The following is a 23716-nucleotide window of genomic DNA, read 5'->3' on the forward strand; positions in this document are numbered from 1 at the left end:
TGATAACGCTCCTTCGCTCCGGGTTGCACACCCCTTTCGCGGCTCGCTAATAACGAACAAGCTAAGCACCGCTGAATAAAGTTACGAATTGGAAATCTGAAGTTTGAGAATTGTTTACGGCTGGTTATCGGCGGTGGCATTCTCTTCAGACGTGGATTCCGGTAGCACCTCCGCGAGGCGTTGCGAGACAACGGTAGACACCCCATCCTCGCGCATCGAAATGCCGTAAATCGTATCGGCGATTTCCATCGTACGTTTTTGGTGGGTAATAACCAGCAGCTGCGAGTTTTCTTTCAACATGGAGAAAATCTGCAGGAGGCGGGAAAGATTAACATCGTCGAGCGCCGCTTCCACCTCATCCATCACATAGAACGGGGAGGGCCGAGCCATAAAAATCGCCACTAGGAAGGCAATCGCCGTCAGCGACCTTTCCCCACCGGAAAGCAAAGATAGCCGCCGCACACGTTTACCGGGCGGGCGCGCCTCAATTTCGATTCCCGTGGTCAGCACGTCCTCCGGCGCGGTTTGGACAAGCCGCCCTTCACCACCCGGGAACAGTTTTTCGAATACTTCCACGAAGCGGGCAGAAACATCGGCAATCGCGGAAGTCATAATCGTCTCTACGCGCGCATCCACATCCTTGACGATTTCCAGCAAATCCGCCCGGGTTTTTCGTAAGTCCGCTAATTGGTCTGCCAAGTATTGTTGGCGTTCCGCCAAAGCAGCATGTTCCTCCAAAGCTAGGGGATTAATTTTGCCCAAGCGCGCCAGTTGCCGTTGTGTCTTCGCCAGCCGCTTCTCTTGCTCTTCGCGCACATAAGGAACCTCGCCCTCCGCGGTGGGAACGGGCATATGCGGGCCGTATTCCGCCACCAAAGTTTCCAGTGGCATACCCAGCTCCGAAGCTGACTTTTCCCCCAGCTGCTCGTAGCGCAAACGCTGTTGAGATGCGGCTAGTTCCCGTTGATGGCTCGCATCATCAAGCTCCCGACCGCGAGAATTGAGAGAATCGAGCCGGGACCGCAAGGCCGTGAGCGCGGCGTCCAGTTCCTCCCGTTCCTTTTCCGCCCGCTGGCGTTGCTGGTCGATATTGGCCACCAAGGCCGCAGCATGAGAAAGTGCTTGCCGCGCCCACAGTTCGACCTGCGCTGCCGATTTTTCCGCGGCCGCCCGCCGTTGCGCCGCGCGCGCTTCTCGCTCGATGCGTTCCTCCGCCGCCTGGGCACTCCGGTCCAAGGCATCGGCCCGGCCCATAATCGCCCGGTAACGTTCTTCCTTCGTACGTACCGCAAGACGCGCTTCCGTTTCCTGTTGCCGTGCCAGCCGTGCCGCCTGCGCCGCTGCTTGTTTTACGGTTTCCAGTTGTGCAAGCAATGCTTCCGGAGTTTGCGGAACTTGCGAGGGCGAAGATTGCGCGGTTCCGTACGCCTGTGAACTAGAGGTTCCGGACGCCTGTGAACTAGAGGTTCCGGACGCCTCCGCGCTAGCAGACGCAACCGCGCTAGCAGACGCAACCGCGCCCGCGCCGAAAACCGTAAGTTCGATACCGGGTGGAAGCTCAACCGCCTCGGCATTTTGTTGAGTAGCCACGCGGTTTTCTAGCTCGGATACCCGGTCGCTTTGTTTGGCAATGTCTTGCGCCAAAGATTCCAAACGCGCCACGGCGCGGTTTTCTTCTGCCTGCGCGGCCGCCAGGGTTTGCCGCAAGGCTCCCAATTCCGCGGTTTTGGCGGCGACGAAAGAATCACGCGAAGCCAGTTGCTCACCCGTTTCGGTATGTATTGCCTGCCGGGAAGCGGTTTCTTCCCGTGCCCGCGCAAGCTCTTGCGTAGCGGTTTCCACCGCAGTCTCGGTTTCGGTTACTTCCTGCCGGGCCTCTTCGTAGCGGGCCTGCCGAGCCAAAACCGCCGCCCCGCTCCCCTGCCCGCCGCGCACATGCGCCGCCTCCAAGATCTCGCCAGCCGCCGTGACCACGCGTGGAGCGCCAGCTTCCACAAGTTTTCGAGCCGTCACCAAATCCGCCGCGAGCGCCGTGCCGGCTAATTGTGCGCGCAAAGCCGCAGCGGCCGGACCCGAAAACTGTAAAGCATCACGCGCCCGAATCGCGGCTTCGGTGTCAATTGTGCCAGCAGTTGCCGTAAATGCCACTTCGAGGGCTTGATCCAGAACGTTTTCAGGAACGGATGTGGGAGTGCCAGCGACGGCTGCCGTGGATGCGGCGGCGGATGCGGGGGTGCCAGCGGCGGCTGCCGTGGATGCGGCAGCGTCAGCGGGATCTTTTGCGGAGGCGTTTTCGGGAACATCTGCGGAACTGTTTTCGGGTGCTCCCGGCACGGCCGCAATAGTGATGTCTAGGTGGCCTGCTTTTTCGGCGTGAGCTTGCCGCAGCAGGTCTACGGCGTCGGCGAGAGTGTTTACGACGACGCCGCTAGCCGCGCCACCCAATGCTGCTTCGGCTGCTGCCTCCCACCCGGGAAGCGCGGTCACAGATTCACGGGCGAGCCCACGAGCATGGGGCAAGGCCCAAGCCGTGGCATCTGCGGGTGCCAAAGACTGTGCGAGGGTTTCAGCTGTGGCGCGCGCGGAAGCCAGCCGTTCGCGAGCCTGATTCAAAGCGGTACGGGCGCTGTCTTCTGCTGCTTTGGCACTGGCGAGGCGCTGCGCTGCGGCCTCGTGCGCTTGCTGGAGGGAATTGTCAGTTTCCGCGGAATTAGTTCCGGCGAGGGCCGCTTCCGCTTCCGCGACCGCTTTTTGGGCCGCGCGGGCACGCTGCGCGGCGGCTTCCTGTTCCGCAGTTACGCGCGTTTTTTCGCTCGTAAGTACTTCCAGGCGAGTGCGGGCCGTATTGAGCTGGCCGGCCAGGCGGGCCGCGTTTTCCCGTTGGTCAGCAATCTGCCGGTTGACAGCCGCGTAGGCGCTATCGGCTTCCCGTTCTTTACTTTCGGCTTCTTCACGCTGACTAATCGCCGCATTGAGAACGTCTTGGGCGGCGGTTGCTTGGGCGCTCAGATCTTCTTCTTCCGCACGAGCTTTGCGGGCACGCGCCCGTATATCTTCCGGGTTTTCGCCGCGCTCTGCGCTACCCGTAGCCGCGCGCAGGGAACGTTGCCGTTCTTGCGCTAGTTGCACTAAGGAACGCGATCTTTCCTCCAGGGAGCTCACCTGCTGCCACTGGCGCGTGAACTGAGCAACAGTTGGAGCGGCTTTTGCGACCGCGGCTTCGGCGGCGGCGACTTCTTCGCGCACCCGCGCGGTTTCTTGCTTGTTTTCTGCGCGTAATTCGCGTATTTCGGCCTCGCTCACCGTATCGGCTTGCATGCGCGCGGCCTGTTGGGCGGCGTCGTCAGCTAATAGGCGCGCACGGGCATCCCTTTCCGTGGCTTGAATAACTTGGGCGCGGCGCGCAGCCTCTGCTTGTTTGGCCAAAGGTCCGAGCTGGCGGCGCAGTTCCGCACTGAGATCTTCTACCCGGGTGAAAGACTCTTTCATGCCTTCGAGTTTGCGTAAGGCGCGTTCTTTGCGCCGCCGGTGTTTGAGTACCCCGGCTGCTTCTTCAATAATGCCGCGGCGTTCCTCCGGGGTGGCGGTGAGCACTTGGTCGAGCCGGCCTTGGCCGATAATGACGTGCATTTCCCGGCCCATACCGGTATCGGAAAGCAGTTCTTGGATGTCGAGGAGGCGGGCTGGGGAACCGTTGATTTCGTATTCGGAACCACCATTACGGAAAAGCCGCCGCGTGATCGTCACTTCCACGTAGTCAATCGGCAAAGCACCGTCTGAGTTATCGATAGTAAGCGACACTTCGGCGCGGCCGAGGGCAGGACGCTTTGCGGTGCCGGCAAAAATAACATCCGACATTTGCCCGCCGCGCAGGGATTTGGCTCCCTGTTCGCCCATAACCCAAGCGAGAGCATCGACGACGTTAGACTTTCCGGAACCATTGGGCCCAACTATTGCGTTGATTCCGGGTTCGAAACGCATCGTCGTCGAAGTAGCAAAGGATTTAAATCCACGCATGACCAACGACTTCAAATGCACGGCATCAAGGATAATCGATGCCGCCCGCGCAAGCCCGGACGCCACCCAATGGCGAGCCGCGGTACCGGCCGCCAGCACCAATTCCGCGGTTTGTGTTGGGCCCGGTTCTCGGACCTCGGGGCTAATTCCGCGGTTTGTGTGGGGCAGTTTTCGCGGAATTAGTAGTTTCGGGTTTCGTGCGGAGCGGCCGCGCCGCTTCCCGAAACCAATTCCGCGGTTTGTGCCATGCTGCCGGCTGCGGCCTGCTGGCAACAAAAACTGGGTACGAGCATGGCGCCCGCACCCAGCCTGATTATTGATTTGTCTTTTCCGCGTTTATGCGAACCAGATGGAAATCTCCCTTTCCGCATTTTCCGGGGAATCCGACGCGTGAATAAGGTTACGCATATTTCCATCTTCCCAGGACCGGCCGAAATCGCCGCGGATGGTGCCCGGCTGTGCTTCGAGCGGATCGGTGGCACCCACAATTTGCCGTACCGCCGCTACCACTCCATGCCCGGTCACAACGCCAATCACGACTGGCCCAGACGTCATGTAGCTTTCTACATCCGGGTAGAAAGGCTTATCCGTAATGTGGGAATAATGCTGTCCCAGCCGTTCCTTATCCAGGTTCGTCAGCTCGAGCTTTTCGAAAGCAAAGCCCTTCTTTTCAATCCGGCCCAAAATTTCACCCAAAAGCCCGCGCTCCAGGGCATCCGGTTTCACGATTATAAATACCCGTTCGGTCATGAGGCGATCCTCCCATGAATTTGCCGGCTGTGCACACAAGTCCGCTACGTGGGTATCTGCACCAATGTGTACTCTTCCGCCCGTTATGCCAGCCGCACACAAAGCGCGGAATTAGTTATTCGGCGCCGTCAGGGGCTTTTTTACCCATGAGCCGCCGGGCTTCGCCAACCAGTTCAATCGAACCGGTTACTACAACCACCGGCGTGATCATCGGCTCCGGGTTGTCTTCTTCAGCGAGGCCGGCCGCCGTATCGATGGCGTTCATCAGATTGCGTTCTACGCTCACGCGGTCTTCTCCGAAAACATCGCGCGCAATTTCTGCCAGATCGTCTGCGTCCATAGCCCGCGTGGTCGGCATATCGGTAACTACTACCGATTCGAAAATTGGTTCAAAGAAACCGAGCGTGCCTTCTACGTCTTTGTCTGCCATCATGGCGATCACGCCAACGCGCCGGCCCGGATGGTATTCCGCGAGCGCCCGGGCGGTAGCTTCTGCCCCGGCCGGGTTGTGCGCAGCATCCACCACAACCGTGGGAGAAGAGCGCACCACTTCCAAGCGGCCGGGCGAAGAAACTGCCATAAAAGCGTGTTCCACTACGTCCCCAGAAAGCGCGCCACCATCGCGGAAAGCTTCCACCGCACCCAAAGCTAAAGCCGCATTTTCCGCCTGGAAATCTCCGCGCAAAGCCAGCGGAATATCTTCGTAAGTAGCAGCCGGGGTACGAATAGAAATCAGTTGCCCGCCAACTGCGGTTTCCCGGTTCAGTACTTCCAGATCGCGGCCATAAACTTCCAAACGCCCGTGCTGCGCACGAGTTTTATCCGCAATAATATCGAGCACCGAAGGGGTTTGCGCCGCACTAATAACCGCCGCTCCCGGTTTAATAATCCCAACCTTCTCATGTGCAATTTCTTCCACCGAAGCTCCCAGCCACCGTTGGTGGTCCAAAGCAATCGGCGTCAATACTGCTACCGAAGAATCGATAACATTCGTGGCGTCCCATTCCCCGCCCATGCCGACTTCTACTACGGCCACGTCCACGGGCGCATACGCAAATGCCTGGTATGCCATTACCACGAACACCTCGAAGAAGCTCATCCGCGGCCCGCCTGCCGCCACACTCTGTTTATCCACGAGCTCCACGAAAGGCGCCACATCTTCCCACGCCTGGATGAAATCTTCCCGCAAAATTGCGGCGCCATTAATTGAAATCCGCTCCCGCACGTTCTCCAAATGTGGGGAAGTAAAACGCCCGGTATGCAAACCCATTTCGCGTAGTAGTGCTTCAATCATCCGTGCCGTGGAGGTTTTCCCGTTCGTACCGGTGACGTGCACGCTACGATATGAATTTTGAGGATTGCCCATCATGTCCAAGCAGTCCTGTACGCGTTGCAAACTCGGTTGCACCTTATGTTCCGGCGCGCGCGTAAGAATCTGCTGGTAGATTGCGTCCACCTCGGCGTCCAAAGCTGCGGTTGCTGCAAGGTCCGCGAGCGGTTCCGTTTCAGGTTCGGGTTGTGCCTTCACGTCTTCGACGACGCTCGGATCCGGCCCGGCGATCAGTTCCGATCCCAAGAGGATCTGCAAAGCTTCACTCAGCTCCGCTTCCTCTGCGTTTTCCGCCTCTCCGGCAGCTGCACGTTCTTGCTCCGCGTCATCAAGGGCATTGAATTCTACGATCTTACGAATTTCAGCATTTTCTATCACGGCTTTTTCCGGGTTCGCGTTACTTTCCCGGTTCACGCTGCTTCCCGGGTTCACACTATTCCCCGAGTTCACACCGCTTCCCGGGTTCGCACTGTTCCCCGGGTTCGCACCGCTTCCTGGGTTCGCACCACTCACGCCAAAAGACGAACCATCGTTCTTCTTCATCCAATCCTCCTGTGCAGACACCGCCCAAGGCTACCCCGAAATCACTTCACCTCGAAGTGTTAGCTCATCACTGTGCCCGAAGTGTTAGCTCATCACTGTGCTGGGCAGGGCAGGCAATTTCGTGCTAAAGGTTTCAGCTATGTGCCGCCGGTTTCCGCTGTGCCGCTTGCCTGCTACTCTCCGCTAGCACCTATGCGCCGCCGGCATACTATGCGCCGCCAGCCTGACCCGTCGCACCGGCCCGATCTGTCCCAACGGCCCGACCCGTCCCGCTGGCCGGGCTTAGGTGCGCTGCCGGTTTCCGTTTTGCGTTCTTTTTGCGACGCGGCGCCGCATAGAAATAGAAAACGCAACAGCTTACAAACGCAAGCAACCACCATACGATCCACCATGGAAAGTGCGGTAGATCGCTCGGCGCACCGGCCACGGCGTCGCTCGGGGTGGGAAGCACCCGCTCCCCAGTAACCACAATTCTTTGCGTATTAATACCTAACGGAGTGCACGTGATAAGCGTCGCCAGATCGCGATTCGGATCAGCCCTGATGCTCTCTACATCTTCTGGTTCCACAACTTGAATATCCACCACGCGGTAGACCAGCACTTCATCAAAAACTTCGATCGAAAACTCGTCACCTTTTGCCACGCGGTCCAAGTGCGTGAACATAGCCTGTTCTGCCAGTCCGCGATGTGCCGTGATCACCGTGCGGGTACCTTCCCCGCCCACCGGCAACGCGGTACCTTGCAGGTGGCCGGCACCGCGGAGCAGGGTCGCATCCGAAGTTCCGTGGTAAATAGGTAGGTCGACGTCGGCCGCGGGTACCTTGATCCGCCCCATCAAACCGTCACTTTGTACTTTTAGTTGTTCCTCATAGGGAAGTACGCCGTATTCTTCCGGAGTTTTAATATTGGCCTGCGTCTCGTTCAGGGTCGGTACGTGACCGGCAATATCGACCATTCCCCCGCCCCGCAAAGCTTGGTTATATTCTTCGGCGCGCGCAATCTGCTCATTTGCGGGTGGGTCAGCCGCGATCGCCAAGGCGTTATAGGCATCAACCAGCTTGGCCTGGCGATACTGATTCACCCACTGTGCAGCCTGTGGATAAAGGAAAACAGTCACGCCGACGAGCGCTAGGATCGCGGCAACCGCAGGCAGAAGATAAGCACCAAGACGACTGGGAGATTTATGAGCCGGCGCTACGGCAGCCACTTTCGAGGCTTTTTCCTGTGCAGGTAGCTCCGACTGTGCAGGCACCCCCGATGCTACTGGCGTATTGGCCTCTGGACCTGGGTGAGTAAAGCTTTCCGCGCCACCGGTACCCGGCCGCGATGTGGGTTCGGGCGCTGTTTCAGGAATTTTTGCGGGAGGATTATCTGACATCCTGGACGCACCTTCTTTCTCAAGTTTTTTGGTCTTCTTTCGCGGGTTTTGAAGCGAAGTGGTAATGGAACGCGAAATGTGACAGGTGGAATCAAGTGAAATGCGGAAAGCGAGATGTGGCAAGTGAAATGCGGAAAACGAGAACCAAATGGAAAATGGAAAACGGCAAATATTCCCCCGCACCCACCCCGCAGGAAAAACCCAAGCGGAGAAAGATGCGGGGGAATAAATGGCGACCTAGCTAACTAGGGTTTACTCTTGTTCGGCCTTGCGGCGGCGTACCGAAGCCACGCCGGCCCAAACACCCAGGCCGATAAGCACCACGCCCACGACGGCGAGGATCAGCGCGCCCTGCGCACCGGTCAGCGGCAAGCCGGGAAGCTTGCTACCGGCATCACCAGCGGTGAGGTTGGTGATCGTCTGCACGTTGGTATTCGCATCCGCCACAACATTGACAAGCTGCCCATCAGCCCACTTTTTATCAATTTCGTAGCCAACCGGAGCCTTGATTTCTTTCACCCAGTACTTGCCTACCGCAAGATTTTGGGTTGCTACCCCACCTTCAGCGGTAGTTATCTCTACGGGATCAAATTTCTCATCCGGTCCCGATCCGTCCTTCACAGCCGGCTGGATAGAGAAGGTGGCACCATCGAGGGTCAGGTTTTGACCATTGACCTTCTTGATGGTCAGAGTCGAAAAGTCAACCGTAGTCGGTTCTTCAGTACCAGGCTTACCTGGGTTGGACGACTTATACGTCTCATTGTTGATCACGGTCTGCGACTGGTTGGTCAGTGGCCCGTTCAAGGAATCGTCAACAGTAGCACGAATAGTCACATTCACGGTATATCCGGACTTCAGTTGGTCCAAAACATTCGCAAAGTCAACCGTAACCGTGTTGGTCGAGGCCTCAATTGAAATCTGCGGCGTAACGTCTACCTTTTGGTTATCGGTTCCCAATACCTCTACCGTGACCTTATCTTCAGTAACGGCATTAACGCCTTCCGGAAGGTCGTCGATTACCTTGAAGGTGGATAGTTTCTCAGTAGTACCGAGAGCCGGCACCTTCTGGGTGATCTGCCATGCAACCTCATCCCCCGGGAAATGCACCTTGTCTTGGTCGAGAACCTTCTTGACTGGCAGGTCATCGGGATTGAGCACGGTATTCTTCGGATACACATGGACGTCATAAAGCCAGCCGTTTTGAGCCGCCTTATTCGGGGACGGGATCGTCACCAAGAACGGAGCACTCTTCGCGGTCACATTCTTCGGAGCCGACTTTTCCGTTACCAGGTAAACACCGATTGGCAACTCGGCCTTAGTAGCCTTTCCTTCTTTGTCCGTCGCCGGGAAATCAACTGCTTCCTCGGTCGTGAATTCCATCTCTACCAGAGACTCCGGAGTCTTCGGGCTAGCTGGTCCTTTGCCCGTGATCTTTCCGTTAGCGTCGACCGTCAACGACTGGGCCGAAGTCCAGCCGACATTGGTCGAAAGGTCGATGTCTTTTACTTTCGCATAAGTAAAGGTGACGTCGCTAATCGGCTCCGTCGTGGGCTTTTCGCCGTCCTTTAGCTCCGTACCATCGCCCGCCTTACCCAGATCCGGGTTAGCGAACTTGTGGATCGTGATCGAACCCTTGGCGTCCGGGTTGATATTGCCTGATTCTGCGTGAGCGGCCGGAGCGAGCGCCGCCATTCCGGCAATCCCGCCCGCGAAAGAGATGGTGAGCACGCCCGCAGCGAGCGCCGCCATCCGCGCGCGGAAGCTTTTCGTTTTCCTCGACATATTCATTCCTTACGAATAGTTTTCGTTTCCGGTTATTACGATTCCTCAGAGTGTTCCTCCGACGACGCCGTAGCCCCGCCCGCGTGGAATCTCTGCCTTATTAGACGCAGTAGTCTCACGGCGAAGGCCGTAGCCCTGCTCGCGTGGAATCCTCTGCCTCAATATTTCCTTCCGATTAGTGCCCAATCCTCGTACTTACTGAGCTCCCGCCTGCCGGCGTCGCAACGCCACCAGTCCGGCTATCCCAGCCAGCGCCACAATTGCCACGCCGCCCAGGATGAAGAGCGATGCAGCCGTCCCGCCGGTAATCGGCAAGCCCGGTAAGCCGCTCGCCGAAACCCGCTCATTGACCACATCACCCAAGTTCTTGCCCGCATCCACATCAGCGTCCGTAATCTCAAACGTGATCGGATCCTTGAGCTTTGCAAAACCACCCGGAGCCTGCGTTTCCGTCAGCGTGTAAGTCCCCAATGGCAACCCTCTCACCCGGAAGCCGCCCTCCGTGGCATCCACATCCGGGCCGTCCGCAGCCTCTTCCGCGCTCGTTGCATCGGTGATAATCAAATCCACCTCATCCGTTGCACCTGCCGGCCCCGGCCCGCCCTGTAACGAAAACTCGGCCCCGCCCAGCGGCCGCTGCTGTGCATCCGTCTTCCGGAAAATCAGATCCGCAGCCGCCAGCGCAGACACCGGGTTCTTTACCTCAGCAACTGGCACGGCGTCCCCAAATACCTGCGCATTTGCCGCCACTACCGGGCCAGGCTGTTGCGTTTCATCCCAGCGGTACTTTGATGATCCGGCCATTGGATGCGCGGCCGAGTTGTCCGGCGTCGTACTCTGCACCCCAGTTTGGGTAACCGTGCAGGAAGAACCCACCGGAATGCGGTCCTTCCCCGGATCGGAAGTCCACGTTTCTCCCGCGGCAACCGGACCCCAAGTACCCGTGATTGGCTGCTGACCAGCCGGGTCAAATTCGGGTGGCACACAACTGTATTCGCCATTAAATTGCAGGCCCGGATCCGGCGTGAACCCGCCCGCTTGTTCCGGCGGCAAACCAGAACTATCAATACTTGGTTTGACGCTGATCTGCCCCAGCGGCTGGTTGGTTACCGTACAGTTGAGCACGGTTCCCGGATCGACGCCGCTAAGTGTGAACCCGTTCGGCGCCGGCTGCGTAGAAACCTGCGGATCTGACCAAGCATAAGTATCTCGGTGATGCCCGGGCTGCCACCGCTCATTAGCGGGCTGAGTGGGCGCCGTACACGATGCCCCAGACCCATCGTCGTAGAACCGGAAACCCGGTTTTTGTGTTTCCGTAAAAGTAATCGGATCGGCAGGTACAAAACCCGTGATCGTACTACCGAGTTCTATCGGGTTCTTCGGATTTCCGGGCTTGAACTGCAAAGGCCAAGTAATAGTGCCATCCGCGTTCGTAGCCTGCGGCGCGGAGGCAATATTGCCCGCTTCTGGATCGCCGGCAGGAAGGCTCGGACCGTTCTGGGTTGGAGTGAACTGCCAGTCCGCGAGCGTACCCGGCGATGCCTGCACGGGTTTTCCGTTTTGATCAACAATGGCCTTCTGTACGGTCACGCCCGGAACTACCAGGGTAACGGCATGGTCTTCCACCTCGCCGTCGCGGGTAATCCCGTTGTAGCGCAAAGGCTGGGCGTCGGTCGAAATAATCATGCGTAAAGCACTGGGATACATCCCGGGCGGCCGTGAAGTATCGACCATATCTCCAGTAACGTACCAATCCAGGTCTGCTTCGCCACCATTACAAGTTGTGGTCGTTTTTTCTTTCTCTTCGAAAGTTCCGTTGCCGTTCCAATCCAGCCAGGCAGCTACATTTGCGTCCTCGCCGGTACAAGTAACCGCTTTCCGGTAGGCCGTATCGGGGCGCGCGTAGACGAGCAAGGGTTCAGTAATCCCATCCTCATCGTCAACAGCACCGGTAGAAGAAATATCGTCATCTCCGCGCGTGGTGTACCAAGAGCCGCGCGCGTGTGCATAATCGGCGGTATCAATATCGACGTTATCCCCAAAACGCGGTTCTGCAACCGGGGCGAGGCGCGCTTTCTCTAGGTCAAGCGCATCGTGGACTTCGCCCCACGGAATCTCCCCGCCCGTAATATCGGGTTGGTTGAGCGCCGCCGCATTCGAGTAGCTTTGCGGCGCGTCTCCCATATCTAGCCCAAGTACGACGCCGATAGCGATGTCATTTCCCCCGTTGTTCTGGAACATGACCTCCGCGCCATATGCATTATCGGCATACAGCGTAGTAAAGGGACCATAAAAGTCTGATTCGGGCCGGTTGTGCCCGGTTTCATCGCGATAGTCGAAAGTGTTGCGCGGATTAATGGAGTTGCCGGCATTGTAGTTGGAACGATTCCGCTGGACCCAGCAGTTTTCATTCGGAGAGCTGAGCATAACGGCGTCGTCTGTGCGAAGGCTGTTAGAGAATTCTGGCGTTACATTCGGAATTGGCGGGGTTGCGGGTTTCTTCGTAATAATATTTTGTTCGCTGTAGTAGAAGCGCCGATTTCGTTTTGCATTCGGGTGGAGACCGCCGTTATTGTCCACCGGCGAGCTGAGTGCCCCGCTGTACATATCGAAAACATCGCTGTATAGACTGCCGCGATGTACGTACTGGCGATTCGACGCCGAACACATATTGCTGCTCTCAAGCAGGCGCCACGAGAGATCTTTACCCGGTTGTACCGCCGGAACGATGCCTATGGCTTCAACATTGTCGATGGTTTCCGCATTGGCGAAAACCATTCCTTTGATCGGCACTTCCACCGGTGCCATTCCGGGGCGTTCCATCCGCGTGGAGCAAGAAATATCGAAGCGCCGATAGCCGGCATTCCCGCCGATACCAGCCGCTAAACCGCGGTTGTCAACAATGCCGTTATCGGTTACTCGCTCTTTGCCGTAGAAATGGTCGAAAGCACCGCCTTGGTAGCCGCGATCATTAGGCCTTGGGACACCGTTGTAATTCCAACCGGGGCGATACGCTTCGATGCTGTTCGACCGCCACGTAGCTCGATCCGCATAACCGCCATTCACAATGCAGGTGGTGACAAGGACGCCGTCGCCAATTTGGGTGCGGCTTTCTTGCTTAAGCGGGAACGCCGAAGCCGGAATTGTAGTGCCGCCCTCGTTTTTAATTCCGTCTACCGCGGAGTCCCAATCGACCCAGTCAATCATGCCGCGGTACGGGCTTTGGCCACTTTCCGCGAATTCGGCGTGTGCCTGGGGCATGGCCGGGGTAACGAAAAAGTTGGCCATGCTTAGCAATATGGAGAGGCAGGCGGTGAGTGCGAGGCCTTTACGCCGGCGAGCTTTCCTGCTCGCGTGCCGGCTAGCAGCCTGAGTAGAGGATTCGCCCGTGCGCCAGCTTGCGACCCGGCCAAAGAAAACGGCCGGCTGGTGCGGGCTTACCGCGAAGGCATGGCGTGCTCGGCATCGTGCACTTCGGCAAGATGCATTGCGGTGCCCGCGCGATATTTGACCATGGTTCATCAGATTCTCCCGGGTGAGGCGAGATTCTGCCTCAACCGGTCGGCCAAGACAGTTTTGCGCTTCAGCAACCACCGTCCGTATGCGGACCGCTTCCCGCGGTTCGGGTTCCCGTTCCCGCAGTTCTGGTTCCCGTTCCCGCGGTTCTGGCGGATTTCGTGGACTCGGATCTACCGAACCGCTCGGATCTACCGAACTGACTGCGCCGCCGGGCGTGACTCCGGCACCGCACAGTTTTCGCGTTTTCCTCGCAGGGCCGCAAGCCAAGGATTTTTTATTTAGCACCCAACCGGCCGCGCCCTATGCTGTGCCCTACCCTGTAAACCGCAGGAAACCACAGGAAAACAGGTGATCGCTGTAAACGGCTTTCATACTAACACCGTTCTCTAGCGCCAAAACTAGGCCTTGACCTGCAGATTCGTAAAATATTTTTCACACAATTAATGGACGCACAGACGCGCGTGTTTGAATACTTGATTAATGGCGAGAGTTTTTCGGGCGTTTGTTTTGCGCTGCCCAAAAATCCTGCCGCGACTTGGTAAACAACTCTCGCACTCACCAATTCCGCGATTTGCGTTCCCCTACCGCCTGACCGATTCCGCGGAATTAGTAGCACCCACTATTTACAAATTCCGCGTTTTATGTTGCGCCCACCGATTGTCCAATTTCGCGGAATTAGTTCCACTGTCCAATTTCGCGGAATTAGTCCACCGGGAAGATTATTGCGGCGGGGCCTACTAGTGCCGGTTGGGGAAATCCAGGAGGTCACTAGGACCGAAGGCTTGCGGGAGGATTTCTTTCAGGGGCGCGATACCACCGGGCAGTTTTAGGAGCATTTCCGGCCCGCCATGTTCGTGTAGCAATTGCCGGCACCGCCCGCAGGGCACCGTTGCCCGCTCCCTTCCGTCTACGCAGGTAAAAGCTACTAGCCTGCCGCCGCCGGCCCGCACGAGGCTGGAAACCAGCCCGCATTCTGCACATAGCCCGCACGGATAGGAAGCATTCTCCACGTTCGCGCCGGTATAAATCCGCCCGTCAGTAGCCAAGGCGGCCGCGCCCACCGGAAAACCTGAATATGGACAATAAGCAGTTCGCATTGCCTCCACTGCTTCCGCATGGAGCTTTTCCCAAACTTCCGCACCCACCTCGGGCGAATTTACTGCCTGTACCATTGTTTACCTCCATCAACCTTAGTTTTGCCGAAACGGCATTCTCCGTTATGCCGGCCCGGGCGCCTGTGCCTGCGGCGTCGGCATCGTCTATTTACCAAACCGCCCGGGGCAACAATGCAACCACTGCTACCCCGGGCCGTTTTCCCGGTACGCCCAGCAACCAGCAACTTGCGCGCCTGTGCTGCACGTACCAACTACCACAACCGTTACTTGAAGTACGGCATGTTCTCCGAAGCTGGCGGCCGCGACCTGCCCACGAACCCTGCCACAGCGAAGATCGTCACCAGGTAAGGAATCATGGAAATCAGAGACGAAGGCGCCTGCAGCTCGAGCGTCGGCAAGAGAATCGAAATCGCATTGGCAAGACCAAACATGAGCGCAGCTGCGGCCGCACCCACCGGATGCCATTTACCCAAAATCATGGCAGCCAAGGCAATATATCCGTTTCCGGCAGACATATTCTGCGTAAAGGAATGCCCAACCGAAGCCCCGATCGTGAAGTACGCACCCCCGAAACCGGCAATTGCGCCGGAAAGTAGCACGCCCTTCCACCGCGTTTTCCGTACGTCAATACCAACCGTGTCTGCCGCGTGCGGGTGCTCTCCCACCGCCCGCAAACGCAGACCCCAACGCGAACGGAACAGGTAGATCGTCAACAGAATAACCACCGCATACATGATGTAAACGAGTGGGGTCTGGTTGAAGAGCACCGGTCCGATGATCGGAATATCGCTCACTATAGGAATCTTCAGATTCTGCATATTAACGGCAGCTGAATTTAGTTCCTGGGGCCGTTCCGAAAGCGTGGTGGAGAAGAAGAACGTGGTCAACCCCAACACCAAGGCATTGAGCACCACGCCGATAATAATCTGATCAATATTGTACTGAATAGCGAAGAAGGCGAGCAGTACGCCCACTAGCATCCCGCCTAGGCCCGCGGCCAGTAAACCGATCCACGGGCTATTGGTCAAAGTTGCTACGACGACGCCGCAGAAGGCTCCGATTAGCAACTGGCCTTCAATCGCAATATTGACCACGCCTACGCGTTCCGCAACGACGCCCGAAAGCGAGCCGAAAATTAGCGGTGTAGACAAAGCGAGGGCGGAGGCGAGCAGGGCCGTAATCGTAATCGTGCCTACCGATCCACCTCCGTACCAGGTGAGGAAGCCGAGCACTACGCTCAGCCCCACCACCACCGCGGGCAAAGCTCCAGAGGGGCGATGCTTAAGCGTGCGATAAATAGAGTAGGTACACATTGCCGCACTCAGAAGCGTAAGCACCAGGCAGACCGTGGCCGAATTCAAAGAAAAATCCGGAATCTGGATACGGTCATTATCTGAGGCCGCCAAGCGGTACGTGGCTACGCCTTCTGCGCGGAGTGTAAAGTACAGCAAAAGCAGAGTCGCAATGCCGTAAGTAATTGGAAGCTTCCAGCCCCGGCGTTTCACTACTTCGTGGCCGACCGGGCTAATCTCAGGCGCTTGCGTCATGGTACTTGTACTCATTTCCTATGCCCCCTTCTGTGACGTGCCCGAAGCTGACTGGGAGTCGGCGTGCTTCGCGGTTTCAGCTTCGCCGGCCTCGGCTTTGCCCGCGGTCATATCAATGTGCTTAGCGGTGGCCGCGGGCTTGCTTGTACCCGCGAGCTTGCTTGTACCCGCGGGCTGCACGGTTGCTAGCGCCTTCTTTTCTCCCTGCCCGGCGACCAGCTGCCGCAAGGTCAGGTGGTCCGGTTCGGGAAGGCGGAAGATCCAGCGGATCAGTGCCGGAGCTGCGAGGAGCAAAACGATAACCGACTGGATCACCAACACGAAGTCAATCGGCACCCCCGTTTCAATCTGCATAAGCCGCCCGCCAGCTTTGAAAGCACCAAACAATAGCCCGGCGAAGAAAGTACCGAGCGGCCGGGAACGGCCCAAAAGTGCCACGGTAATAGCATCAATACCAATAGACCCGGGAACCCCGCCATCCAGGTATCCAATATTTGATTGGACTTGGATCGCACCGGCCGTCCCGCACAGGGCACCAGAAAGAGTCAGTGTTAAGGCCGTGACCTTACTAATGGAAATCCCCGCTGAGGCGGCGGCCGTCGGGTTACCACCTATCGCACGCAGTTCGAATCCCCAAGTAGACCGTTCCAAATACCACCACACAAAAACAGCGGCTAGCACGGCCACGAGCATCGCTATATCAACATTGAACGGCGGCCCAATAATAATTGGGAACCGTGCCGAATCGGCCAGAAGCGGGCTGCGGGGCTGGTTATTACCAACCTGCCAATACGGCTTCGTGAGAATAAAGGCCAAGAAGAGAGCAGCAACCGAATTGAGCATGATCGTCATAATCACTTCGGATGCCCCGGTTTTAGCTTTCAAGATACCGGGAATAAACCCGTATGCTGCCCCGCCAAGTATGCCCGCAATCAAGGCCACCAAAACGTGCATGCCACTTGGCAGATCTACGGCGAAACCGACCCAGGCAGCAGCAATCGCCCCGAAGATCAGCTGACCTTGACCACCGATATTGAAAAGCCCGGCCCGGAAGCCCAGTGCCAAACCCAGGCCCGCCAAAATAAGCGGAACCGCGGAACTAATTGTGGTTGCCAAAGGCTGGAACATACGGGCCACCGAAACCGCTTGCGGATTGAAAATCGCGCCGCGGAACATCGCCCCGTATGCTTCCAGCGGGTTAGAACCTGAAATCGCAATCAGTACCGCACCGATAAGGAGGGCGATTACGAAAGCCAGGATGAATACCAGTACTCCGGAGCGGCTAATAACGTGGAATATTGCCCGCAAGCGCGACACTCCGCCGGTGGCTCTAGGCGCCGCTGCCGGCGCTGTACCGGCAACTTTAGGCGCCGCTGCCGGCGTCGCTCCGGCGCTTCCGGGCGCGGCTGGCGGCGTCGTCCCGGCGGCCGCTCCTGACGCTACTTCCGTGGCCGGGGTTGGTACTTTCGCGGATGGTGTGTCCCTCATTCGCTTTCCCCTTCCTGTTCCTTAGAAAAACCAGCCATCATTAAACCCAGCTCCTGGCGCGGAGTATCCGGAGGTACGATGCCGATAACCCGCCCCCGGTAAAACACGGCGATCCGGTCGGCCAGCGAATAGATTTCGTCTAATTCCGAGGAAATAAGGACCACGGGCACGCCCGCATCCCGCGCCGAAACGATACGCCTGTGAATAAATTCCACGGAGCCTACGTCCACCCCGCGCGTGGGCTGATTGGCAACTAAAAGTTCCAAATCCTGTGATAGTTCGCGGGCTACCACAACTTTTTGTTGGTTACCGCCCGAAAGCGTGGAGATGGGGTCGTTGACCGAAGACAGCCGCACATCATACTGTTCGGCAAGTTGCTTGGCGTGTTCGATAACGACGTCGCGCCTTAGCACCGGCCCCCGTGAATAGGGAGCTACCCGGTACTTACTGAGCACCATGTTCTCTGCCACCGAGAAACTGCCGATCATGCCATCCGCGAGGCGATCTTCGGGAATATAGCCGAGCCCGGAGTCCAGGCGCCGGCGCACCGATTCCCCGCCCACATTGCGCCCGTCCACGCTCACGGTGCCTTCGTCCGGTTTGCGAGAACCGAGCAGAACTTCTGCTAATTCTGTTTGGCCATTGCCTTGCACGCCGGCAATACCGAGGATTTCCCCGGGCCGCACGTTGAAGCTCACGTGATCGAGCGCTACCGAACCGTCATCCGCAAGGAGCGACACATCGGAAACCTCTAGGCCGCCTTCTTTCGGTTCGGCCGGCTTCTTGTCAATGTTGAGAATTACCGGGCGGCCTACCATCATGGTGGCAAGTTCTGCCTGCGTGGAAGTTGGCGAGGCTTCCCCCACCACTTTCCCACGGCGGATAACCGTGATCTTATCGGCCACTTCCTGCACTTCTCGCAGCTTGTGAGTAATGAAAATAATCGACGTTCCACCGGCTGCGAGCTGACGCATAATCTCCATCAACTCGTCGGTTTCTTTCGGTGTTAGCACCGCAGTGGGTTCGTCAAGCACCAAAATTTCCGCTTTCCGGGACAGTGCTTTGAGAATTTCCACGCGCTGTTGCACCCCCACCGGCAGATCTTCGATCTTGGCATTGGGGTCGATATCGTAGCCAAATTTTGCGGACAGCTCGCGCACCTGCCGCGCGGCCTGCTTGAAGCTAATCAAACCGGCTTTTCCCATCGGTTCATAGCCGAGGGCCACAGATTCCGCGACAGTAAAAACCGGGACCAGCATGAAATGCTGGTGCACCATGCCAATCCCGGCCGCTACCGCGTCGCCCGCGGAACTGAAATTCTGTTCTTCCCCATCGAGCAGAATCTGCCCTGCATCCGGCTTATATAAGCCATAAAGGACATTCATTAGCGTGGATTTCCCGGCGCCATTTTCACCTAGGAGGGCATGGATCTGGCCTGGCTCCACCGTCAAATCAATATGGTCATTGGCAATAAGCGAGCCGAATTTTTTCGTAATGCCCCGTAGTTCTAGCTTCACGAATGCTCACCTTTCTTCTGTTTCATGTCACGCAATGCCGGAGCCGTAGACCGGGAGGACTCCCGGTGAGAAGCCCCGGTGAGGGTTCCAGTGGGACCCTGATGCAGCTTCCCGATGAGGGTTCCCAGTGGGACCCTAATGCGGCTTCCCGGTGAGGGTTCCAGTGGGACCCTGATGCAGCTTCCCGATGAGGGTTCCCAGTGGGACCCTAATGCGGCTTCCCGGTGAGGGTTCCCAGTGGGACCCTAATGCGGCTTCCCGGTGAGGGGCCCCGGTGAGAACCTGCTAAGGGTTCCAGGTGGGGCCCGATGCGGGTCCGGGCGCGTTTTTGGCACGAACCGACTTGGACGCGGTTTCAAACGCGCGCTGCGGTTTCCCGACGACGCCGTAGGGCCGGGCCGAAGCGCATCCCAGTACCGGCATACCCACCGGCCCGGCCCACTCCCCTAGTCGAGGCCGCGTGTAGCCCCGGCTACGGCGTCGTTACTTTACTTCGTAAGCGGAAGGCGAAGTGACCTTGATCTTTCCGTCCGAAATATCCTTCGTGAGCTGGGTAAGCTCATCTTGCAGACCAGCTGGAAGTTCGCGGCCGTAGAAGTCAGCTATACCCACGCCCTTATTGGCCAAAGTGCCCACGTATGGCGCCTTATCAAGCTTTCCGCCCATGCCGTCTTCCACGGTCTTGTGGACCGAACTACCGATTTCCTTCATGACGGAAGTAAGGACGATATCGCCGTACTCGGTGGAAGTGTGCCAATCCGAATCCACGCCCACGATGAGCGTGTTACCGGCTGACCGTGCCGCAGCTGCCGCACCCAGGCCCACCGGGCCAGCTACCGGCATGATGATGTCCGCGCCCTGGTTCATGAGCTGTTGGGCGAACTGGGTACCCTTGGCTTGATCGGAGAAATCGTTGGTAAACAGACCTTCCTGCTTCTCCTTATCCCAGCCAATCACCTTAACGTTCGTGCCCTTATCCTGGTTGTACTTGGCTACGCCATCCACGAACCCATCCATAAAGATGGTGACGGTAGGAAGTTTTGCGCCACCGAAAGTACCCAAGGTTCCGGTCTTTGTGTATGCGGCTGCCGCGTACCCGGCCAAGTAGGCAGCTTCCTGGGTGTTGAAAACGAGGGAACGCGCGTTATCCCCGGTTTTCGTGAGCATATCGTCAACGATGCCGTAGTGGATATCTGGGTTCTGATTGGCAGCGTTAGTAATCGCGTCGTTCAGGGAGTAGCCCACCCCAATTATTAGGTTGCAGCCACCGTTCGTCATCTGTTCCACGTTTGGCGCATAGTCAGAGGAATCCTTTGATTCCGAAGTCTTGATGGAGATTCCGAAATCTTTTTCTGCCTGTTTGAGGCCTTCGTAGGCAGATTGGTTGAAGGACTTATCGTCCCATCCGCCTTCATCGGAAACTAGACACGCAGTGTAATCGCTCTTTGCCGTTTCACCACTTGCGCTGGCGTCACCACTGCCTTTGGCGCCGCCCCCACCACAAGCGGTTAGCACCATTGCTGCCACGGAAAGCAGTGCCGCTATTTTGCTCTTTTTCATTCGGGTACTCCTTCGTACGTAATATCGTGTCCGTTTGTCCCGTTGCCGCTACTGCGACACATACAAAGGTACAGCGATTATTCCTTTCATAGCGAAAATCCGCAGGCATTGGCAACGTCTCTTTTAAGAACGTCCAAGCGTTTTGCGGCTTCCTCGCGCGGTATTTCCTGTGATGGGGCAAATACCACTTCTAAATAGCACTTGAGCTTCGGCTCTGTGCCAGAGGGGCGAACAACTACTCTGTCATTCGCCTCGGTAAGCATGAGGATCCCATCGGTAGGTGGAACCTCTCCATACCCTTCCGCTAGATCCGCAAAAACAGTGACCGGTGAGCCAGCCAACTGCCGCGGCGGATTAGCACGAAGCTGCTGCATACCCTTGCTAATCAAGGACAAATCAGCAACCCGGAAGGTCAAAGGCGCGGTGGCATACAACCCATACTCACGCGCAATCTCATCCAAATAGGCCTGCACGCTACTACCCTGGGCTTTCAAATCCGCCGCAATGCGGGCAAGCAGCGCACACGCACTCACTCCATCTTTATCGGCAACTGCCCCTGGATTTACGCAAAAACCAATCGCCTCCTCGTAGCCAAAAAGTAAATCGGGCACTCGGGCAATCCATTTGAAACCAGTAAGCGTCACCGCATAATCCAAACCGTGCTTGCGCGCGATCTCAGCTAATAACCGGCTCGAGACAATCGAGTTCGCCAACACTCGCCGCGAGCTCACCAATTCCGCGGTTTGTGCCCGCAGGGCTGTACCCGGCCCAGCCACCTGTTTACCCGGACCAGCCACCTGTTCCACCAATTCCGCGGTTTGTGCGGAGGCAGCCGGAGTGGTTTTGCTGGCAATCCAGTTACCCAACAGGGCGCCAATCTCATCACCAGACAACTGCCGCCACTGGCCCGCACTGACCCAGGGCACTGCGGCAGAACACCGATCCGCATCCGGGTCCAAAGCCAGCACAATATCTGCAGACTCTTCTCGGGCCAGGGCAATAGCCAAATCCAGCGCTCCCTGCTCCTCCGGATTCGGGAAAGCCACCGTCGGGAAATCCGGATCCGGCTCAACCTGCTCCGGCACTACATGTACATGCGCAAATCCGGCCGCTCGCAAAACCTCCAGTGCTACCCGGGCCCCAACCCCGTGCATCGGTGTCAACACGATCCGCAAATCCGCACCCGGTACATCCGCACCGGTGCTATTTTCAGCCGCGTTCGTTGTTTGCGCGCCGGCAACGTGCGGGCCATCCGCGCCGGAGCCGGCCGCACTCACATCAGCAATCCCCGAATCAGCACAGCTCACGCCGGCCGTCCCGGGGCTAGCCGTGCCCGCGCTAACCGTGCCACGTACTAATTCCGCGGTTTCGGCAACATAGTCGGCCACCACATCAACGGCGCTCACCCGTTCCCGATCCTGCGCAACCTCATCGGCCGGCGGAGCCGCCGCAATCAAATCCGCAATCTCAGTATCAACCGGAGGCACAATCTGCACACCCGCACCCGGACCGCCAGCTACTCGCCCGCCCAAATAGACCTTGTAACCGTTATCCTGAGCCGGATTATGCGAAGCAGTCACCATCACGCCCGCATCGGCTCCCAGCTTTTTGACCGCGTAAGCCGTAACCGGCGTCGGCAACCGCTCCGGCAAAGCCAAAGCTTGCCCACCAGCCGCCGAAATTACCTGCACCGCTGCCCGTGCAAAATCAGCTGAGCCATGCCGCGCATCACAACCCACCACTACGATGGGCTCCCGCACCCGCTCTTTCAGCCATGCCATCAAACCCGCCGTTGCCCTAATAACCACGGCACGATTCATCCGCGACTCGCCAAAGCCCATACGGCCACGCAAACCAGCCGTACCAAAATGCAAAGGCCCCGCAAAAGCTTCCCGCAACTCCTGCGCCGCGGCCGCATCAGTTTCGGCCCGCGCCAAAACCGCTTCTAACTCCGCCCGCGTCACCGGATCCGGATCATGAAGCGCCCATTCCCGCGCCCGCGCAATAACTTCCGCCAAATCTGGTGTTATATCCGCCCCATCTGGCATTACATCGGCGCTATCTGGCGTTACGGGAGTTGTTTCGGTTGCGGCGCCTGCGCGTGTTGTTTCGGTTGCGGCATCTTCGCGCATTGCTTCGGTTGCGGCGCCTGCGCTTGTTTCCTCGCTCATTATTCTGCGAATCCTTCCAAGACCTTGGCTGTTCCCGACAGTCCCAGGCGCGTGGCGCCCGCCGCGATCATTGCCGCCGCTGTTTTCGCATCACGAATCCCGCCGGAAGCTTTCACTTCCAATCTGTCGCCGACCGTCTGCTTCATTAGTTCGACGGCGTGTACCGAGGCCCCGCCGGCAGAATGGAATCCGGTGGAGGTCTTCACGAAATCTGCTCCGGCAGCTTCGGCAGCTTGGCAGACGGCAATAATCTCGGAATCAGTGAGAGCTGCGGATTCGATGATTACTTTTAGGACGGTGTGGGGTGCTGCTTGCCGCACCGCGGCAATTTCCGCCTGCGTTTTCGAATATTCGCCAGCTTTCGCGTACGCCAAATTAATTACCATGTCGATTTCTTCGGCTCCCTGTGCAGCTGCTAAAGCCGCTTCCGCGGCCTTCACTTCCGGTTGGTGCGCGCCCGAAGGGAATCCGCAGACCACTGCTAGATGCAACCCTTCTGGCAATTCCAAAGGAAGCATCGAGGGGGATACACAGATCGAATACGTCCCCAATTTCACTGCTTCCGCGATAAGCGCGTCCACATCTTGCGCCGTCGCTTCTGGTTTGAGCAGTGTGTGGTCAATCATTTTCGCTACATCGTACCGTTTCAGCACTTTCCGTACCTCAGTCTTTCCTGCGTCTTCTGCACGCGGCCCCGCCCTGCACACCAATTCCGCGATTTGTGCGGCCTGTGTTTGCGCCTAATTCCGCGATTTGTGCGGCCTGTGTTTGCGCCTAATTCCGCGATTTGTGCGGCCGGCATCCACCCCGCGGCGCGGACCTCGCACACTTCCTTGCTGTTCCTAACTGCTCCCAGCGCTCCCGCCGGGTCAATTATTTCTCGCTGTCAAGCCCCTCGGGCAGGAGAACCACTCCCAGCGCTCCCGCCGGGTCACTATTTCTCGCTGTCAAGCCCCTCGGGCAGGAGAACCACTCCCAGCGCTCCCGCCGGGTCAATTA

At 57.8% G+C, this 23716-nt stretch carries 13 protein-coding genes; all 13 read right to left on the reverse strand.

Going from position 1 to position 23716, the window contains the following annotated elements; all coding sequences use genetic code 11:
- Nucleotides 1–114 precede the first annotated feature (114 nt).
- The 13 genes from H8274_RS07145 to deoC all read right to left on the reverse strand — a co-directional run bounded on the left by H8274_RS07145 (nucleotide 115) and on the right by deoC (nucleotide 23343).
- Nucleotides 115–4038, reverse strand: coding sequence for a chromosome segregation SMC family protein (locus H8274_RS07145; RefSeq protein WP_244924563.1), 3924 nt, complete (start codon nucleotides 4036–4038; stop codon nucleotides 115–117).
- A gap of 315 nt (nucleotides 4039–4353) precedes the next feature.
- Nucleotides 4354–4767, reverse strand: a complete 414-nt coding sequence (ndk, locus tag H8274_RS07150; protein WP_049618772.1) for a nucleoside-diphosphate kinase — start codon at nucleotides 4765–4767, stop codon at nucleotides 4354–4356.
- A gap of 115 nt (nucleotides 4768–4882) precedes the next feature.
- The gene (locus H8274_RS07155) at nucleotides 4883–6661 is read right to left on the reverse strand and encodes a bifunctional folylpolyglutamate synthase/dihydrofolate synthase (RefSeq protein ID WP_244924564.1); all 1779 of its coding nucleotides are present in this window, start codon (nucleotides 6659–6661) and stop codon (nucleotides 4883–4885) included.
- A 187-nt stretch (nucleotides 6662–6848) separates the two neighbouring features.
- Entirely contained in the window at nucleotides 6849–8018 is a 1170-nt protein-coding gene (locus H8274_RS07160) for a class C sortase (RefSeq protein WP_185934180.1), read from the reverse strand.
- Nucleotides 8019–8270: 252 nt separating this feature from the next.
- Entirely contained in the window at nucleotides 8271–9800 is a 1530-nt protein-coding gene (locus tag H8274_RS07165; protein WP_185934181.1) for a SpaH/EbpB family LPXTG-anchored major pilin, read from the reverse strand.
- A 195-nt stretch (nucleotides 9801–9995) separates the two neighbouring features.
- Complete coding sequence (locus H8274_RS07170) at nucleotides 9996–13088, reverse strand: CshA/CshB family fibrillar adhesin-related protein (RefSeq protein ID WP_185934182.1); 3093 nt, start codon at nucleotides 13086–13088, stop codon at nucleotides 9996–9998.
- A 968-nt stretch (nucleotides 13089–14056) separates the two neighbouring features.
- Nucleotides 14057–14491: a cytidine deaminase gene (locus H8274_RS07175; RefSeq protein WP_049618777.1), complete on the reverse strand. Its 435-nt coding sequence runs from the start codon at nucleotides 14489–14491 to the stop codon at nucleotides 14057–14059.
- A 206-nt stretch (nucleotides 14492–14697) separates the two neighbouring features.
- Nucleotides 14698–15996: an ABC transporter permease gene (locus H8274_RS07180; protein WP_244924565.1), complete on the reverse strand. Its 1299-nt coding sequence runs from the start codon at nucleotides 15994–15996 to the stop codon at nucleotides 14698–14700.
- Between the two features lie 3 nt (nucleotides 15997–15999).
- Complete coding sequence (locus H8274_RS07185; RefSeq protein ID WP_185934183.1) at nucleotides 16000–17469, reverse strand: ABC transporter permease; 1470 nt, start codon at nucleotides 17467–17469, stop codon at nucleotides 16000–16002.
- Nucleotides 17466–18986: an ABC transporter ATP-binding protein gene (locus H8274_RS07190; protein WP_049618779.1), complete on the reverse strand. Its 1521-nt coding sequence runs from the start codon at nucleotides 18984–18986 to the stop codon at nucleotides 17466–17468. The genes H8274_RS07185 and H8274_RS07190 overlap by 4 nt, the downstream gene beginning before the upstream one ends.
- 483 nt (nucleotides 18987–19469) lie before the next feature.
- On the reverse strand, nucleotides 19470–20546 hold the full coding sequence (locus H8274_RS07195; protein WP_049618780.1) for a BMP family lipoprotein: 1077 nt from the start codon (nucleotides 20544–20546) through the stop codon (nucleotides 19470–19472).
- Between the two features lie 86 nt (nucleotides 20547–20632).
- A complete protein-coding gene (locus tag H8274_RS07200; RefSeq protein WP_420807971.1) occupies nucleotides 20633–22717 on the reverse strand; it encodes a phospho-sugar mutase in 2085 nt (694 codons plus the stop codon).
- Nucleotides 22717–23343 carry a deoxyribose-phosphate aldolase gene (gene deoC / locus H8274_RS07205; RefSeq protein ID WP_221884776.1) on the reverse strand — a complete coding sequence of 209 codons (627 nt, stop codon included), beginning with the start codon at nucleotides 23341–23343 and terminating at the stop codon, nucleotides 22717–22719. Before deoC ends, H8274_RS07200 begins: the two co-directional genes overlap by 1 nt.
- Between the last annotated feature and the right edge of the window lie 373 nt (nucleotides 23344–23716).

Origin of the sequence: Actinobaculum suis (assembly GCF_900618115.1) — a bacterium.
GTDB classification, from domain to species: domain Bacteria; phylum Actinomycetota; class Actinomycetes; order Actinomycetales; family Actinomycetaceae; genus Actinobaculum; species Actinobaculum suis.